General features: G+C 62.3%; 19 protein-coding genes. 9 read left to right on the forward strand and 10 right to left on the reverse strand.

The window, feature by feature from the left end; genetic code table 11:
* The 4 genes from ABJF10_RS09685 to ABJF10_RS09700 all read right to left on the reverse strand — a co-directional run.
* On the reverse strand, positions 1–315 hold a 315-nt coding region (locus tag ABJF10_RS09685), incomplete at its 3' end, for a hypothetical protein (RefSeq protein ID WP_348544355.1).
* A 229-nt stretch (positions 316–544) separates the two neighbouring features.
* Positions 545–1,519: an alpha-ketoacid dehydrogenase subunit beta gene (locus ABJF10_RS09690; protein WP_348544356.1), complete on the reverse strand. Its 975-nt coding sequence runs from the start codon at positions 1,517–1,519 to the stop codon at positions 545–547.
* Between the two features lie 3 nt (positions 1,520–1,522).
* Positions 1,523–2,599, reverse strand: a complete 1,077-nt coding sequence (pdhA, locus tag ABJF10_RS09695) for a pyruvate dehydrogenase (acetyl-transferring) E1 component subunit alpha (RefSeq protein WP_348544357.1) — start codon at positions 2,597–2,599, stop codon at positions 1,523–1,525.
* 363 nt (positions 2,600–2,962) lie between these two features.
* Entirely contained in the window at positions 2,963–4,186 is a 1,224-nt protein-coding gene (locus ABJF10_RS09700) for a hypothetical protein (protein ID WP_348544358.1), read from the reverse strand.
* Positions 4,187–4,567: 381 nt separating this feature from the next.
* On the opposite strand from ABJF10_RS09700, the gene lpdA reads away from it, so the two are divergent.
* Positions 4,568–5,956, forward strand: coding sequence for a dihydrolipoyl dehydrogenase (gene lpdA, locus ABJF10_RS09705; protein ID WP_348544359.1), 1,389 nt, complete (start codon positions 4,568–4,570; stop codon positions 5,954–5,956).
* An 11-nt stretch (positions 5,957–5,967) separates the two neighbouring features.
* On the opposite strand, the gene ABJF10_RS09710 is transcribed toward lpdA, so the two are convergent.
* Positions 5,968–6,513 (reverse strand): hypothetical protein, encoded by a 546-nt coding sequence (locus ABJF10_RS09710; protein WP_348544360.1) that lies wholly within the window; start codon positions 6,511–6,513, stop codon positions 5,968–5,970.
* A 104-nt stretch (positions 6,514–6,617) separates the two neighbouring features.
* Here ABJF10_RS09710 and ABJF10_RS09715 point away from each other — a divergent pair, with 104 nt between their 5' ends.
* From ABJF10_RS09715 to ABJF10_RS09730, 4 genes are read left to right on the forward strand one after another with little or no spacing between them, the layout of a single operon-like run.
* The gene (locus ABJF10_RS09715) at positions 6,618–6,956 is read left to right on the forward strand and encodes a DUF4404 family protein (protein WP_348544361.1); all 339 of its coding nucleotides are present in this window, start codon (positions 6,618–6,620) and stop codon (positions 6,954–6,956) included.
* Positions 6,957–6,974: 18 nt separating this feature from the next.
* Positions 6,975–7,673, forward strand: coding sequence for a hypothetical protein (locus ABJF10_RS09720; RefSeq protein WP_348544362.1), 699 nt, complete (start codon positions 6,975–6,977; stop codon positions 7,671–7,673).
* Positions 7,674–7,687: 14 nt separating this feature from the next.
* A complete protein-coding gene (locus ABJF10_RS09725) occupies positions 7,688–8,122 on the forward strand; it encodes a GNAT family N-acetyltransferase (RefSeq protein ID WP_348544363.1) in 435 nt (144 codons plus the stop codon).
* Between the two features lie 42 nt (positions 8,123–8,164).
* Positions 8,165–8,944, forward strand: a complete 780-nt coding sequence (locus ABJF10_RS09730) for a class I SAM-dependent methyltransferase (protein ID WP_348544364.1) — start codon at positions 8,165–8,167, stop codon at positions 8,942–8,944.
* Here ABJF10_RS09730 and ABJF10_RS09735 read toward each other — a convergent pair whose 3' ends face one another.
* The 5 genes from ABJF10_RS09735 to ABJF10_RS09755 form a co-directional block, all read right to left on the reverse strand.
* Entirely contained in the window at positions 8,945–9,625 is a 681-nt protein-coding gene (locus ABJF10_RS09735) for a response regulator transcription factor (RefSeq protein ID WP_348544365.1), read from the reverse strand.
* Positions 9,622–11,193, reverse strand: coding sequence for a HAMP domain-containing sensor histidine kinase (locus ABJF10_RS09740; RefSeq protein WP_348544366.1), 1,572 nt, complete (start codon positions 11,191–11,193; stop codon positions 9,622–9,624). The genes ABJF10_RS09735 and ABJF10_RS09740 overlap by 4 nt, the downstream gene beginning before the upstream one ends.
* 42 nt (positions 11,194–11,235) lie before the next feature.
* A complete protein-coding gene (locus ABJF10_RS09745) occupies positions 11,236–12,720 on the reverse strand; it encodes a hypothetical protein (protein WP_348544367.1) in 1,485 nt (494 codons plus the stop codon).
* A 76-nt stretch (positions 12,721–12,796) separates the two neighbouring features.
* Entirely contained in the window at positions 12,797–13,591 is a 795-nt protein-coding gene (locus tag ABJF10_RS09750) for a YdcF family protein (protein WP_348544368.1), read from the reverse strand.
* Positions 13,591–14,850, reverse strand: a complete 1,260-nt coding sequence (locus tag ABJF10_RS09755) for a nucleoside transporter C-terminal domain-containing protein (protein WP_348544369.1) — start codon at positions 14,848–14,850, stop codon at positions 13,591–13,593. The genes ABJF10_RS09750 and ABJF10_RS09755 overlap by 1 nt, the downstream gene beginning before the upstream one ends.
* Before the next feature lie 235 nt (positions 14,851–15,085).
* Here ABJF10_RS09755 and ABJF10_RS09760 point away from each other — a divergent pair, with 235 nt between their 5' ends.
* The 4 genes from ABJF10_RS09760 (at position 15,086) to ABJF10_RS09775 (ending at position 17,207) form a co-directional block, all read left to right on the forward strand.
* Positions 15,086–15,595, forward strand: coding sequence for a hypothetical protein (locus ABJF10_RS09760; protein ID WP_348544370.1), 510 nt, complete (start codon positions 15,086–15,088; stop codon positions 15,593–15,595).
* Between the two features lie 100 nt (positions 15,596–15,695).
* Positions 15,696–16,226, forward strand: coding sequence for a hypothetical protein (locus ABJF10_RS09765; protein WP_348544371.1), 531 nt, complete (start codon positions 15,696–15,698; stop codon positions 16,224–16,226).
* A gap of 16 nt (positions 16,227–16,242) precedes the next feature.
* Positions 16,243–16,569: a hypothetical protein gene (locus tag ABJF10_RS09770; RefSeq protein WP_348544372.1), complete on the forward strand. Its 327-nt coding sequence runs from the start codon at positions 16,243–16,245 to the stop codon at positions 16,567–16,569.
* Positions 16,570–16,850: 281 nt separating this feature from the next.
* On the forward strand, positions 16,851–17,207 hold the full coding sequence (locus tag ABJF10_RS09775) for a hypothetical protein (protein ID WP_348544373.1): 357 nt from the start codon (positions 16,851–16,853) through the stop codon (positions 17,205–17,207).
* The last annotated feature ends 10 nt before the right edge of the window (positions 17,208–17,217 follow it).

Below are 17,217 nucleotides of genomic sequence, written 5' to 3' on the forward strand. Positions count from 1 at the left end.
CATGGCATTCCAGGGAGCGGCCACGGCGATGGCGCCTTCCGGTGGCTTCGGGGTGAGAGTCACGATCTGCTGATCCGGACAGGGTTCATCCGCCGACTTCGGCTTGCTGCCCTTCGCCACGCCCAGCTTCTCCGTGAGGCTGTAAATGCGATACTGCTCCCCGCCCTTCACCGTCCCTTTGGCCTTCTCGACCGGGAGCCATTTGCCACCGCCCGCCGCCCCCACCAGGAAACCCGTTTCCGTCTCTACGATCGGAAATGTCTCCGCATGAACCGCGGCGGTCAGGATGCAAAGAAAGAAGATAGGGCGAAACATGAACGAAGTTTAGCAGACCGTTCGCGAATACGATATGCCCAAGCGTGGACCGAAAAGAGGCTCTCGGAAATGGCGGGATGGGATTTACCGCCGAGGCGCGGAGGCGCGGAGGGGCTGAAGAGACCAACAGACAGGGAGACTATGGGACAATTGGAGGCGCTGTCGTCTCATTGTAGTCTCGCCTTTCCCTCCCTCTGCGCCTCCGCGCCTCGGCGGTAAATCAAATCGCTCAGCAGATGCTCAGCACTTTCGCAATCACGTCCTGCGGACGCGGGAGCTGCTTCGGCTCGACCTTCGGCGAGTAGATTGCGGGGGCATCGAGCGCGGTGACGCGCAGCACCGGCGCGTCGAGATCGTCGAAAGCTTTCTCCTGCAACATCGCCGCGATCTGCGCGCTCACGCCGCAGAAGGGCTTGTTCTCATCGACCAGCACCGCGCGATGCGTCTTGCGCACGCTGGCGAGGATCGCGTCTTCATCGAGCGGGCGAATGCTCCGCAGGTCGATCACTTCGGCATCGATGTCATGCTCCGCCGCCAGCAATTCCGCCGCCTTCAGCGCGGTCAGCGCAGCACGGCCGTGGGCGATGAGTGTGATGTCCTTGCCCTCTTTCTTGATGTCGGCCTTGCCGAGCGGGATGAGATATTCTTCCTCCGGCACTTCGCCCTTTTCGCCGTAGAGCAGCGTGTTCTCCATGAACATCACGGGATCGTTGTCGCGGATGGCCGTCTTCATCAGGCCCTTGGCATCATACGCCGTCGCCGCGCTCACGACCTTGAGCCCGGGAATATTGGCGAGCCAGCTTTCCGGGGTGTGCGAGTGCGTGGCACCGACATTCGTGCCGCCATTCGCGGGGCCGCGGATGACGATCGGGCAATTGATGAGCCCGCCGCTCATGTAGCGGATCTGCGCGGCGTTGTTCACGATCTGGTCGTAGGCCACCGTAGAGAAGCTCCAGAACATGAGCTCCATCACGGGACGCAGGCCGAGCATGCTCGCGCCGACACCCATGCCGATGAAGGCCGCCTCGGAAATCGGCGTGTCGACTACGCGCTTGTCGCCAAATTTCTTCCACAGGCCCTTCGTCACCTTGTAAGCGCCGTCGTACTGGGCCACTTCCTCGCCGATCAGCACGACATTCGGGTCGCGCTCGATTTCCTCGGCGAAGGCTTGGTTGAGTGCGTCGCGATATTCGATCAGTGCCATGGATTAATCGTGAAAAAAGTGTTTGCCCGTGCGACCCGCTTCCGTCTGCCGGTCGACTTCAAAATAAACGTCCTCAAAAATCGCGCTGTCCTCGGGCAGCGGGCTCTCCTCGGCAAATTGCACGCTGGCCTTCGCCTCCCGCTTCGTGTCCTCGCTCATCTTCTCGAATTCCTCCTCGGTCAGGATGCCTTCCGCGATCAACCGCCGCTTGAAGAGCTGGATGGGATCGTGATCCTTCTTGTAGGCCTCGATTTCGTCGCTTGAGCGGTAGCCGCCCTTGTGGTTCGCATCGGCGACGGAATGGCCGTAATAACGATAGGTATCGAGCTCGAGAATCGTCGGCTTCGATTTGGTGTGCGCCCGCTCGATCGCCGTCTGCACCGCCGCGCGCACCTCGTAGATGTCCTCGCCACCCGCCTGCGCCCAGTCGACAAGAAAAGCCTCGCCGCGTTGGGCGAGGCAATCTTTGACGACAGAGGAACGCTCCAGGCTCGTCCCCATCGAGTATTTGTTGTTCTCGATGACGTAGATAACCGGAAGCTCGAAAAGCGAGGCCATGTTCAGCGACTCGTAGAAGCAGCCCTGGTTGACCGCACCGTCCCCGAGGAAGCACATCGCCGCACCCTTGAGGCCTTTGTATTTGAGCCCGTAGGCGAGGCCGAGGCCGAGCGGCGTCTGGCCGGCCACAATGCCGTGGCCACCCCAGAAATTCTTGTCCGGCGCGAAGAAATGCATCGAGCCGCCCTTGCCCTTCGAGCAACCGGTCGCCTTGCCGTAAAGTTCCGCCATGCATTCGTTCATCGTCATGCCCACCGCCAGCGCGTGCCCGTGGCAGCGATACGCGGTGATGACGTGATCGTTGTCGCCCATCAGGGAGCAGGCGCCCACCGCCACCGATTCCTGCCCGATATACAGATGGAGAAAGCCGCCCATCTTGGCGCTGTTGTATTCCCGCAGCGCCTCCTGCTCGAACCGGCGGATACGCAACATCCCGCGCAACAGATCCAGTTTCTCCTCTTTGGAGAGCTTGGAATTGATGGGCGCGAGGGCGTGATCTTTGGCTTTAACGGCAGTTTCCATAAAAGGCGGCGGCAAGAGCGGCTGAATGATGTAATCGTCCGTCGCGAATTGTGCAACTCTCAATAGGATTGAGTCGCAAAATCATCGCTTCGTGGGCCTTGGAAGCGCAATTTTAGGTAAATCGGCCCGGACAAAGCGCCAGAATCGGTCATCCAGCGGTCCCGAGCCTCTCTTTCGTCTGAGTTTCATCACCGGGGGGGCTGTAGTCGCGGTCCCGCCGTTGCGGGATCGCCGCGCCCCGCAAAGCGGGGCGAAACGGGTCAGCGCACGGAAATTTTCCGCAATGGAGCCAATGGAACCAATGGGGCGATGCACTTTTTACCGCGAGTTATGCTTCCATAGGGCGATGAAGACAGATCCCGCTCAACCCGTTTGCGCCGCCGCGTTTCGCCCGGCAAAAATACCGTCCGCCACGGAGGCGAAGCTGGTGAGCCATCGAGAAGAGTGGCCGTCGCCGCTCCGGCGGGCTTCTCTTGCGCTTTCACTCCTCCTCCCACCTCCGATCCCGCCCGCTTTACAGAGATAATCCCACCGATCCCACTCGATCCCAGTGAAATTAAAAAAGACATGAATCCCACCCGTAAAGGCAAGATTTCCAGCCTCCCCGGGAGGATGCGCAATCCCGGCTTCGAGCAAAGAGAAAGGGGGCGGATTTAAGGTGCGAGATTTTTTAAAACACGGGTTTTGGCCGCTCGTGGAACAGGTAATCCGCCGCGATCGAAAAACTCGATGGGCCCGGAGCGCGGCACCGTAATCCGTCGTTCCGGAATTCGTCTTCCGGTCCCGCCGCGCCTTGAACATCTCACCGGACGCGAACATCAACACCAGAATGCCCATCGCAATTCCCGAGACGATCAACTTGGCGTGCTGGAGCACGGCGGATGTCTGTTGCGTAAGAACGGGGACCCGAAAGAGCAGCATAAGCCCGAGCACACTCCAGACGATCGTCGCCGCACCCGCCAGCCAAAGAGCACTGCGAAGCCAGCGCGGCTCCGCGCAGCCACGCACAATCCAAGGAGCAGCGACAAAGAGGAGTCCACCGAGAATGCCGAAGGTATAGAAGGCCAATTTGCGAAAAGCGACCGGTCCCGTTGTGCTGCTGGCCGGCTTTACGGGCTGCGGAAGAACCGCTTCGGCAGTCGCGGGCGGATCGCTAAAATCGTATGTCTCCCATTTCAGCGCACGAAAGGATGTAGAGGGATCGATATCACCCGTGACGGCTTCGTAGCGGCCATCCGGCCGGCGTTTCAGGAACGCCAGCCACGCGGTATTTTGCCCACCATAAATGGGATTCAAAACCATCGCTTCGAAACTTTTCGGAGCGCCTTCGCCCAGGAATTTCACGAATGTGCAGCCGTTATTAATCCTGCGGGGCGTTTTCGGGGGCCGAAGGGTATAAAGAAAGTGAAGAACGGTGACGTCCTTTTTGGCCGGCTCATCGGTCTTGAACACCTGCAAAATCTCGAGATCAGTATTGAACGCATCGTAGAGTTCCGACGAGTCCTCGGCGGTGTGTCCCGGAAAGACGTCCTGCGTGATCTTTGTTCTATACGGCACCACGATGGCGACCAAATCTGATTTGGCCATGAGTTGGTCATATGCCATCGCCTGGATGAAGCGCGCATGGGCAAAAGATGGGCTGCAAAAGAGGCTGGCAAACAGGAGAGGGAGGAGCTTTTCATGGGAGGGAGCAGTGGGTCGGGGTGAGATCGACGAGGTGAGCTGCGGCGCAGGGTCCTCCTGGTGGAGTGGGGAATCGAATGTCCGACCATTCTTTAAGTGAAGAATCCCTCCTTTGGAAGCCGACAAGACGGCGCTTCTCGCCCACGAGGGTCAGCATATGGCACGGGCCGCTCCCGACTCTTCGCACTTTCCTTTTGACGCCGCTACTGTCGCGCCCGCATGTTCGCAGGCTTTCGCGGCGGCCTTGGGCTCGACCGCTGTGCTACCTTTTCATACCAGATTTTTATGGCCAACTACGATCTCATCGTCATCGGCGCCGGCCCGGCCGGCTACGTCGCCGCTATCAAAGCAGCGCAACTCGGCAAGAAAGTCGCCTGCGTGGACAAGGAGCGCACCGGCGGCACTTGCAACAATTACGGCTGCATCCCGACCAAGGCGCTCCTGCGCAACGCCGAGCTGTTTCACACTATGAAGCACCGCGCCACGGAGTTCGGCTTCAAGATCGAAGGCCTGAGCTACGATTGGGGCGCCATCTTCAAGCGCTCGCGCACCGTGTCCGAAAAAGGCACCGCCGGCGTCGATTTCCTCTTCAAGAAAAACAAGATCGATTCCATCCGCGGCGAAGCCTCCATGGACAAGGCCGGCGAAGTGAAAGTGAAGCTGGCCGACGGCAAGACCGAGACGCACACCGCGAAGAACGTCCTCATCGCCACCGGCTGTGTGTCGCGCCCGCTGCCGGGTCTCGATTTCAAGGGCAACACCGTCATCGGTTCCAAGGAAGCGCTTGCGCTGCCCGAGCAACCGAAATCCATGATCATCATCGGCGCCGGCGCCATCGGCGTGGAGTTCGCCTATTTCTTCAACGCGTTCGGGACGAAAGTCACGATCGTCGAGATGCTGCCGAACATTCTGCCCGTCGAGGACACCGAGGTCTCGCAGGCCTTGGAAAAATCCTTCGTCAAGCAAGGCATCACGCTCCTCACGAACCACAAGACGACCAAGACGGAAGTGAGCGACAAGGGCGTGAAGATCACCGTCGCGGACGCGAAGAACGTGGAAAAGGTGCTCGAAGCTGACGCCGTGCTCGTGGCCATCGGCGTCGCGCCCGTGCTACCCGCTGGTTCGCTCAAGTTCGAGCTCGTGAAAGGCTACCTCAAGACCGACGACCGCTACCAGACGACTGTCCCCGGCGTCTACGCCGCCGGCGACATCATCGGGCCACCCTGGCTCGCGCACGTCGCCAGCTACGAGGCCGTCCAGGCGGTGGAAGGGATGTTCAATCCGAAGTTCAAGCCGAAGAAAGTCACCACCTTCCCCGGGTGCACCTACTGCCAGCCGCAGGTCGCGAGCGTGGGCCTGACCGAGCGCGCGGCGAAGGAAAAGGGGCTGAAGTACAAGATCGGCAAATTCCCCTACATGGCCCTCGGCAAAGCCCGCGCGATCGGCGAGCCCGAAGGCTTCTTGAAGCTGATCGTTGGCGAGCCGCACGGGGAAATCCTCGGCGCGCACATCATTGGCGCGGAAGCGACTGAAGTTATCGCTGAGCTCGGCCTGGCCATCACGCTCGAGGCGACGCTGGATGAGATCGAGGCGACCATCCACGCCCACCCTACGCTCGGCGAGATCGTCCGTGAAGCCGCCGAAGTGGCCCTCGGCCACGCCATCCATATCTAAGCCGCGCGCGTCTACTCGTCCCGCAGGGGCTTCGCCCAGGCCGGCAGCTTCTCGTCGTAGGCCTTCAACGTCGTGACGAGCTTCCCCGTCGCGGTGTCGTGCAACTCGATGTTCGCTGGCCCGTGTCCGCCGCGGCAGCGGAGCGCGACTTGCTTGCCCTCTGCCAGAAAGTGCCAATCCTCAATGAACGGGAGCGACGCCTGGATGCGCGCGAGCACCTTTCCCTGCCGGCAGACGACGAGCTCCGGATTGGGGCGAATCGGATCGCCGGAGTTGATGTGCACGGGGTTCCCGTGGACTGTCCACCCCACGGTGCTGTCGGGCGCGGCTTTGGGCAGCGAGCAGTTGCCCTTGGTCGTCCACAAATCCTTCGTCCCGTCCTCGTAGATGACCTGCACATTGCCGATAGCCTCACCATCCGTGCTCGCGTTCCCGGGAGCGACGATGTGCGTGGAGACGACCTTTTTGCTTTGCTCAGCGCCGCGTTGATCGGCGGCCCAGGAAGCCGCACCGGCGAGCATGACGGCACCGACGAGGAGGAACCTGCGGAGTTGCATTCCTGCACGATACGATTGACGGGGGCAACTTTGGAGAAAAAAGAGTCTCCGTGATGATCGCGGTAGTTGGCGTGCGGGTCACTTGCAGGTATAGGTGTGGCGAGATGGACCAAATCCCCGAACGCATCGCCCAAATCGAAGCCACGCTTCGCAACTCCGCCAACATCCCCGAGGCCACCCGGCAGGAGCTGCTGGACTTGGTGGCGCGTTTGAAAGTGGAGGTGGCGCCCATGGCCCAGACGCATGGCGAATCGGTCGGCCAGATCGCCGGCAGCGCCGATGCCGCGGTGCAGGCCGCCGTGCGGCGCGAGGAACAGCCCGAGGAAGCCGCCCAGGCAGTCGAGGGCCTGGCCGCCTCGGTGCGCGACTTCGAGGTTTCGCATCCGCGGCTGGTGCAGATCGTCGATCGGCTCGCCGTCACGCTCTCGAACATGGGCATCTGACCGCGACCAAAAATCTACATGGCAAAATCCGACGACCACGATTATTTTCCCCGCCTCATGGAAGTCGTACCCATAGATATTTTTGGCGTCCACGTGGACGTTGCCTTTCCCGCGCCGCTTGGCATCAAGCAGGCGGACTTGGAAGATTTCGGGGCCAAGGTTTGCGATCCCGCCAAGGGTCTCAGCCTGCGCCCCGATCAGATTCGGCTCAAGAAGTGGGACGAGCTCTACGGCTACGAATTGTCCGCGCAATTCTTTGGTGAGAACGGTACGCTGAGCCGCACGGCGGACCGCGTGAAGCTCGGCGTGCGCAACGCCCGCACCGCCGGCGACTGGACGATCATCCAGCAGACCCTGAACCGTTTCTACGCGCTCATGGATTTCCCGCCGACGACGGTCACGGCGCTTTCCACCCATGTACACGCCAAGTTTCCCAGCGCCGAGGAGCGCGATAGCTGGCTCGGCCACTTTTCCTACAGCCCGCTCGTCGGCCGCCCGGCCACGCTCGGTTACGTGCAGATTGCGGACTGGGAAAAAGAAATCCGCGTCCTCATCGAGCAATCGAATGCCGTGCCCGACGCCGCTTTCATCATGTGGGACACGCAATATACCAATGAGCAGGATTGGGAGACGTTCCTCATGAGCATCCCGACGATGATGGAGAATGCGGTCAACATCTTCGACATGGGATTCGAGCCGTTGCGCGAGCGCGTGTAATCGCAGCGTCGGCCGTGTCTCCTTTCACCCGCACGCACGGCGAGTACGAAATTTCCGACGATCCCGCGCGGCTGGATCTCGATGTCATTGAGCGGCTGCTTCACGCCACTTATTGGGCGTGGGAGCGCCCGCGAGCCGTGATGGAAAAATCCATCGCCCGCGCCCTCTGCGTGGGAGCTTATCTGCGGGGCACGCAGGTGGGCTTTGCCCGCGCCGTCACCGATGGCGTGACCTTTGCCTGGATCTGCGACGTGGTGCTGGACGACGCGCATCGCGGCACCGGCCTGGGTCGGGCGCTGGTGGAGTCGATCGTCAATCATCCGGAAATCGTCGATGTCCGGCAGGTTCTCGCCACGCGGGATGCCCATGGGCTCTACGAAAAATTCGGTTACGAGCGTTACGGCAATGTTTTCCTCGCGCGCAATTTCAAGCTGCGCCCGGAATCGTAAGCGCGACTTGCGAGCGACGCGCCGTCAGCGGATTCTCTGCGCATGAAACTCGATGCCGTCCAGCAAGCCGCCCAGGAACAGTTCGCCCGCCAGAGCCGTAACTACGGGCGCTCGCACATCCTCGCGGATGTTTCCGATGTCACCGCTGCGCTCGAAAAAATCACGCTTCCGCAACCGGCGCGAGTGCTCGACGTCGCCACCGGCGCGGGACACACCGGCCTGCATTTCGCCAGTCTTGGCCATGAAGTCACCTGCACCGATCTCGCCGCGCCGATGCTCGATCGCGTGCGCGAAGCCGCCCAGGAGCGCGGCCTCACCGTGGAGATGCGCCAGCACGCCGCGGAGGAATTTCCCTACGCCGCCGCCAGCTTCGATCTCGTGACCTCGCGCATCGCCCCGCACCATTTCAGCTCACCCGAATCCTTCATCCGCGAGACTGCCCGCGTCTTGCGCCCCGGCGGCTGGTTCCTGCTCATCGATGGCAGCGTGCCCGACGATGAGGAAGAAGCCGAGCAGTGGTTGCACCAGATCGAGAAACATCGCGACCCCAGCCACCACCGCCTGCTCACCCCGCGCGCCTGGACGCGTCTGTGCGAAACCCACGGCCTGCGCGTGCAAAGCGCCGAGCTGCGCACCTTGAAACAGCCCGACCTCGAGTGGTATTTCGACACCGCCGCGACTTCGCCCGAAAACCGCCGCATTGTCCGCGACCTCATTGCCCATGCCCCCGCTGCCGCCCGCGCCGCCTTCCGCCTCGCGGAAGAAGACGGCAAAACGGTCTGGTGGTGGCCCCGCCTCACGCTGATCGCGAAGCGTAGCTAGCTACCCCGCCCGAAACCGATACCCCACGCCCCGTATCGTCTCGATGATCGTCGGAATCGCCGCATCGATTTCGATCCGCTTGCGCAATTTCGCGATGTGCTGATCCAGCGTCCGCGACTCCGGAAAATAATCGATCCCCCAGCAACGATTGAGCAGCGTATCTCGATCCACCACCTGCCCCGTCTTTTCGTGTAACAGCTCGAGGATCGCCGCCTCCCGCGGTGAAAGATCTATCGTCACACCCGTCCGTTCCGCTCGCAGCTCCCGCGGATAGACCACCAGATCGTGCATCACAAAACTCCGTGCTCCATTCGTGCGCGCATGCACCCGGCGCAACGCCGCACGGATACGCGCCAGCAACTCATGCTTCCCGAAAGGCTTGCGAATGAAATCATCCGCCCCGAGTTGCAACCCGACCACCACATCGATCTCCTCGCTCTTCGCGGAAAGAAACAGTACCGGCACCTGCGCATCTGCCGCGCGTACCCGGCGACAGACTTCGTAGCCGTCCACCTGCGGCATCATGATATCTAGGCAGAGCAGATCGGGCCGATGTTTCTCCCACAGCGCGAGCGCTTCGCCGCCATCCCGTGCCGTCAGCGCGGTAAATCCCTCCGGTTCCAGGCACGCGCGCAACGCATCGAGCGTGATGGGGTCGTCGTCGGCCAGGAGGATCTTCACGCGGCGGAGATGGATTTCAGCGGCGCCGCCGGCAGAGCGGGCACGCGCAATTCAAAACAAGCGCCGCGCGTCGAGGGCCGCAGGCGCAGCGTCCCACCCATTGACGTCGCGAGGTCGCGCGCAATCGCCAGGCCCAATCCCGTGCCGCTCGCACCTTCATTGACGCGGCTGTCGAGACGTTCAAACGGACGAAAGATCCGCTCGGTTGCTTCCGCTGGGATGCCGGGCCCTTGATCTGAGACCGTCACCGTCAGCGCACCCTCATCCAACGTCCCGGCAATCTCCACCACGCCACCGGGCACATATTTCTCCACGTTCGAAAGCAAGTTCGCGAGGACCTGTGCCAACGCATCCGCATCGAGCAGACAGGGCGCCGAGAGATCGCCCGTGCAATGCACTTCCAACGCCCGCCGCGCGAACGACGGCGCGAATTGCTCGACAACTGCCGCGATCACACTCGTCGGCACACACGCCCGCGCCTCCGCGCGCAGCTTCCCCTGCTCGTGACGCGAAAACGTCAGTACATTATCGATCAATCGCCCCAGCCGTCGCGCTTCCTCCTGCACGAGATCGAGCCGCCGCGTGGCATCGCGCGGTGCATCCTCCAGCGCTTCCGTCGCGAGATCGAGGTTCAGCAAAATGTTCGTCAGCGGCGTGCGCAGCTCGTGCGAAACGCGGTTCACGAAAGACACCCGTTGCGCCGCCAGCGCCGCCGCCCGCCGCTGCTGACCGAAAATCAACACCGCTAGCGAAGCGACGAACACGGCCAGCACGCCGCTCGTGGCCAACGTCGCGTTATCGTAGTGCACGTGCGTCTCGCGCCGGTCCCACGAAGCCAGGTCCCATGTCCCCAAGCGGCTGCGCAGGGGCAGCAGCAGATCGGGACGCTCGGTTTGTGCCGAGCCCTCGACGAGCAAGAACTCGCCGTTGCGTGCGCGTAATTGATCCGGCCCACCGTTCACGCGGACCGGCGAAAACCGCGACTCGCCCCACTGCTTCAGCCATTGGCTGACGGCCATCTCCACCGCGCGTTCATCGATGAGCAGCACCACGACCTCCTTGGAATCAATCCGCTGCCAGAACATCAACGGCTTGCCGGGCTCTTCGATCCAGCCGCTCCACTCCCCGTCGCGGTTGAACAGCCGCTCCGGCGAGACCAGCACCGGTACGGCCGCCGTACGATTGCGCGCCGCCTCAAACACCGGTACCGCCGTCCGCTCTCCCGCCGGGGCGGAGACAAGCACGTGGAGATCCGCCCCATCCTTGAGATCGAGATGCAGCAGCGAAAATTGGCGCACCCCGACGATCCGCTCCGCAGCGCGGCGCGCCTCGAAAGCATCATTGGGCCGGGGAATCCGGGCGACCCGCGCCAGATGGTTTTCGTAGAGCGCTTCGAGGCGTTGCAGTTCGCTCTGCAGCTCGCCGGAAAAGCGCCGCAACGCCTCCCGGTCGCGATCCACCCGCACGCTTTCCTCCGTGCGGGCCAGTCGCAGGCCGCCAGCCAGGACAACCGCGGCCAGGCCCAGCAAGAGCAGCAGGATGGCGCGGGGGCTCGGGGAGGACGTCACAGGCAGAGCATGAGCGCGAAGTGGGCGGCGCACAAGTCGCGGTCAGGGTTCACTCAGCGTGGCGCGGACGAAGAGCAGAAAGGTGCGGCCCTCGTCCACGCGATCGTTCACCCCGTCGGCTCCCGGTGGATTCAGCGTGCTGACCAGCACCGGCAAATCGAGCGGTACGCTCAGACTGGTGGTCACCTTCGCGGATTGGAAAAGCGGCTGCGCGGGATATTGGGCGGCCACTCCGGCGACTTTCAGGTTGCCGACGAGTTTCACGCTTTGGACCACATTGTTCAGGTCCACCATCGTTCCTTCAGGATCGAGGACCGGTTCTACTTCCACGGTGACGCCCACATTGCGGTTTTCAAAGGCGGCGGCTTGCCCTGGGATCAATTCCGAATTCGGGTCGGTCCGGGTCGTAACGATGGTCTCGGTCGTGGTGGAGGCCGCGTCGGGTTTGGCATCGGCCTTTTTCCCACCAGCTTGATTGGTCACCGTCCGGGTGGTGTTCTCGCGGATACCGAGCCGATGCTCCGGCGCGTACTCCGACATGTAGCGGACTTCCTGGATTTCCTCGACTACGGCCCGCTGGCCCGGCTTGGTTTCGAGCGTTGAGACGTGTTCGAGGCGGGCCTTTTTCTCGCCGAGCAGCGCCTGGATCTTTTCCCACGGCGTGGTCATCGCGGTCGAGCCGGTGAGGAGTTCCTGAGCCAGGCCGCGATCCAGCGAATAGCAATTGTATTGCAACTGCACGAGGGGTCCTCCGTTGTCCGCGGGCTTCGCGGGTGCTTTGCCTTGCGGCCGGGCCTTCGCGGGCGGCGGTCCCTGCACACTCACATGCACAAAGCTCAGCCACATTTCCGAGGGCGCGCCACCCTCGGCGATGCCTTTGGGGCTTTGCGGCGTCATCGTCCCCGCAAAGTGCGGGGCGTTGTTGTCGACGGTGATGGAGGTAAGAAACTTTTGCGTGTTGAATGTGGGCTGTGAAGTCGCCAGCCAGTTTCCCGTTTCCGGGACATCACGAAACCCGGCCAGGTTGACGTGCTGCGGCACAAAATTGATGTCGGTGGCTTGCCCGTCCGGCAGGATCACTGGCTCGATTTCAAAGGTGTCTCCGACATTTCGGGCCTCCCAAGCTGTCGGCAGGGCTGGGCCCCGGGCGGTTTCCGGCGTGGGAAATTCCGTGGGATAGCGGACCTCATCGACGGACTCGATGACCGCGCGCTGGCCGCTTTTGGTCGTCAGCGCTTCGAGGATCTGCAGGCGCGCTTTGCCGTTTTTCGCCATCTCCTGCACGCGCCGATAGCGGCCCGCGCTGCCGCGTTCCGCCGCGAGCAGCGCTGCAGCTTCGTCCCGGTCGAGCGCATAGGCTTCGAAGGTGATGACGCACTGGGCCCAGCTATTCTCGGCCTTCGGCGCGTTCGCAGCGTCACCGGCATTTTTCACGAAAGGATCGCCGGCGGGTTTCGGTTCGGGTGTCTGGGCGTGCAGGGCGAGGGCCAGCGCGCCGATCAGGATGGTGACAGGGAGGTACTTCATGGCGCACAGCATGCCGCACCCGCCGAAGCTTTGCGTCAACGCTCCCTCTCCATCGTGTAAAAGTTCTGTAAATCGACTAGGCCCCGTCCGCCGCGATCCAGCCCCGGTGCCGATACGTCCACCAGCCGACCTTCTCGTGCAGCCAGATCGCCACCTTCATGAAACCATCGTAGCGCGGGACGGAGACCCCCGGCGGTGGCGGCGCAGTCGCCACGGTCGTGAGGAAATTGCACGGCGCGGGAATGACCTCCAGCCCTTGAGCGCGAAAGACCGCCGCCGCGCGCCGCATGTGATTTGCCGACGTCACCAGCAGCACGCGATGCCACCCGCGCTCGGTGGCGATGGCCCGCACCTTGAGCGCTTCGTCGTGCGTGTCTTCGTTGGCGCCGAGCGGGATGATCGCGTCCGGTGGTGTGCCCCACGTCGCCAGTAAATCGCGCACGATCACCCCTTCAAACTTCACCACACCGTCGAGCTTGTTGGCATTGCCGCCGAGCAGCAGCGTCGGCGCCTTGCCCCGCCGATAGAGCGCGTGGGCCATCGCGAGGCGATCACCCGCGGCCGTGAGGTGCACCCCTTCCGCCTCATAGCGCGAAGGCGCCGCGCCGCCGCCCAGCAGCACGATCGCCTCGGCCGGCGGCAGCGTGTCGATCTTCACCCCGGCGTACGGCTGCTCCAGCGAACGCAACAAACTGCCCGACACCCCCGTGCTGCCGATGATGGTCACGAAGAGCACAATCAATCCCGCCAAGAGCGCCGGCTTCCATTGGCGGCGGAAGAGCAGCCACCCGGTCAGCATCAACAGACCCAGCCAGACGAGGCCGATCGGCTCGAGCAAAAAGACCAATTGGTGCAGCAAATTGTCCTTCATCAATCAATGAGCACGCCGACCACCGACGCGAAAAGATAACAGGCGATGAGCCCCGCCACCATCGAGCGCAAGCCCAGCCGCGCGAGGTCGTGCCGGCGATCCGGGGCCAGCGCGCCGATTCCGCCGATCTGGATCGCGATGCTCCCGAAATTCGCGAAGCCGCACAGCGCATAACTGGCCAGCGTCATCGAGCGCTCCGCGAGCTGCCCGGGATGCCCCTGCACGAAGCCCGAGAGATCGAGATAACTCACGAATTCGTTGAGCACGATCCGCTCGCCGAGCATCTGCCCGATCACGCTGCAATCCTTCGCCGGCACCCCCATCAGCCAGGCCACGGGCGCATTGATCCAGCCGAGCAAACGCTGGAGCGTCACCGGCTCCAGCACGCCTGCGGCGTGTTGCGGCCAGGTGAGCAGACCATTGAGCAGCGCGACCATCGCCACGAAGGCGATGAGCATGCCGATGATCACGATCGAGAGCATCACGCCTTCGCTCGCCCCCGTGCACAGCGCGTCGATGCTATTCACCGCCGTGCGCTTCACCCCGAAGTGATGCAGTGCTCCCGTCTCGCTTTTCTCCGTCTCGGGAAACATCACCTTCGCCACCAGCAAGCCCGCCGGCGCCCCGAGCACCGAGGCCGTCACGATGTGCCCCGCGCTCACTCCCGGCATGCTGGCGTAGACCGCCATCACGCCCGTCGCGATCGTCGACATCCCGGTCGTCATCAGCGCCATCACCTCGCTCTGCGTCATCTTCGCGAGGTACGGCTTGATGAGCAACGCAGCTTCCGTCTGCCCGAGGAAGATATTGGCCGCCCCGGCGAGGCTCTCGCTGCCGCTGGTGCGCATCGCTTTTTGCATCACCCACGCCATGCCCGCCACCACCCGCTGCAACACGCCCCAGTGGTAGAGCAGCGAGGACAGCGATGAGATGAAGATGATCGTCGCCGGCACCCCGATCGCCAGGATGTAACCGTTGCCCGGCCCGAACGCCTTGGTCAGCACCGCGCCATCGGCCAGCGGCCCGAAGACCATCGCCGCTCCCTTGTTCGCGTAGAGATTCAATTGATCGCACGCCGTCTGCGCCCCGGCGAACATCTCCTGCCCGACCGGCGTCTTGAGAATGAAGAGCGCGAAGAAAAATTGCAGCGCCAGCCCCCACAGCACCGTGCGCCACGGAAAAAGCCGCCGATTGTTCGACAACAGCCACGCGAGAACGACGAATGCCACGATCCCGAGCAGACTGGTGAGACGAAGCATGGGCGCCGACAGTAACGAAACGGTTTCCACTGGGGAGCTTTTTCAATACCCGACATCCATTCGCGTTTCCTTTTCTACCTTTTAGACTGTATTCCCGGGTTTCAGCTTTGGCCGCAGCCTGAAAGAAAACCCCGCTCCTCGGCCTTAAAAAAACGAGTGGGTATTCTGTCGGCTTTCTGGTAGGTTCTTTCAACGACGTCTCGGAATTCGGAAAGTTCCAAACCCCACGCACCCAATGAAAATCCTGATTGTCGCAGTACTCGCACTCTCGGCCGTCACATCTTCGCCGTCCGCCGCGCCCACCATGGTCGATCTCGGACCGGTCGCGATCGAAAAGATCAAGGATGCAAAAGCCCAGCGCCATTTCGCGCTGGAAGTGCCTATCCAACACCGCGGCGCAAAGCCGATCGATATCACGAATCTCATGATCCAGGTGGCCTTTTACGATCTGGTAAACGGGAAACTGCAGCCCACCACCGCCGACATGAATTCCCGCTGGAAGACCCCGCCGGCCGATTGGCGCGCGAGCGACACCGAAGTCCTGGAAGTCGAGTTCAACCAGCCCGCGCCCGAGCGGCCTGATGCCCGTCCGGAAAAGCGCACATACTTCGGCTACATCGTCCGCGTCTACTACCGGAACGAGCTTCAGGCCGCCCACGCTGAGCCGCCGGTGCTCGGCAAAAAGTTCCCTGCCGCGAAAGCGTTTCCCGCCCCGCCAGCCCCCAAGAAGACCGCCGCTCGATAGGCCCCGCAAAGGAGGTTGATTCCCCATGTCAAAGCGTCGGATCAACCGCAGCCAACCGCTACGGAATCGGGATCGTCACGTGTTTCTCGCGTCTGACTCCATGAAATCCCTCGTGCTCGCCACCTTCTCATTCCTCCTTGCCGCAACGGCTTTTGCCGAGCCGCCGCAAGTCCAGATTGCGATTCGTTACGAAGGATTCGACGGCGCGCGCTATGCGGAGATTCGCGAACTGGCCAAAGGCGGGAAGCCAGACCTCCTTTACGCGGCACAGAACGTCGTGACGAATTCCGGGCAGCACGTCAAAGTGGAATCTGTTCCCGATATCGAGGTCCCCGAGACACCCGACGGTGAAAAGCGTGTCAATTTGGTCGCCGTGGACTTTCTGCCAGTCATCCAGAACGACGGCCAGATCGCGCTTTCCGGCAAAAGTGTCCTGCGCCGTCCCTTGCCTCAAAATGCCACCCAGCCGCTCGTCTCTCTCAGTTTCGCCACCCACGAGACCTTCTTTAGCGGCACCGTTCAGAACGGCAAGGAACTGATCATTGCTGTCGGCGATGGCCCGCGAGACAAGGCGCGCATCATCCTTACCGTGCGCATCGTGACCTTCGCGGTACCCGCCCCCGCCAAATGAGCGATGCGACCAACAGATGAGCCCCCAAATCCTCTCCACCATCCTCCTGCGCCTCCTCGGCTTCTGGTTCCTCTGCGAAGCGCTCTTCGGCCTCGGCAACCTCTTTTTCCTCCATCGGGACTTGATGGCGGGTCTGCCGCCCGGGGTTCACCGGCGTTACTACGAGGGTTCACAGCTGGCCATGGGCAGCACCGACTACCCCCACGATACCTACTACTATGTCCGCGCGCCGTTCGCCCCCGGGCTCGTGGCCGCCGGTGTGCGGCTCACCGCCGGCCTCCTCTTCTTGTTCGCCGCCAAACCGATGGCGCGGCTGCTTTCCCGCAACCTCGATCCGTCCTGACTCGGTTCCGCTCCTCGGCGACCCGAAAGAAAAGAAGATACTGGTGAGGACATCGCCCGTATTCGCATTTAGGGTAATAAACCGGCCCGATGCTGCCCCTTCCCTGCGCGGCATCAGTCTTGCGGACATTCAGTGCCATCATGCCTCTCGTCACTCTCAACATCAGCGCAGCAACGCCACAACTCTACAGTGAAACCCGTTGGGAAAACTGGTCCTTTGGCGGCGGCCGGTTTTTCTATACCTGAGCCGGGCATTCATCTACCCCACGCACTTAACGAAACATGACTCCTGAACAAACCGCGGAACTCACCGAACTCAAAAGCCAGCTCGTCCACGTCATGGAGGGCTACATGGAAGAGGTCGAGGAGTGCGGCTACACCAACGAGGATATCGATGCCTGCACGGCCGTCATCGCGGCCTACGTGGCCACCGTCAGCCGGCCGGCCGATCCGGAGAGCATCCTCGCGACGGTGCAAAAAACCGTGATGAAGCTCAACGCCATCAACGAAAAATGCCACGGCGGCCTCATCGAGACCGACCAACAGGAGATGATCTGCGAGATCATCAACCAGGCCGCCGAGTACGCCGGCGTGAAGGTCGGCTCCGACGACCTCACCGAAGAGTGGCGCGAGTGGTAGGCCGGTAATA

It is taken from the genome of Chthoniobacter sp. (genome assembly GCF_040003245.1).
Taxonomy (GTDB): domain Bacteria; phylum Verrucomicrobiota; class Verrucomicrobiia; order Chthoniobacterales; family Chthoniobacteraceae; genus Chthoniobacter.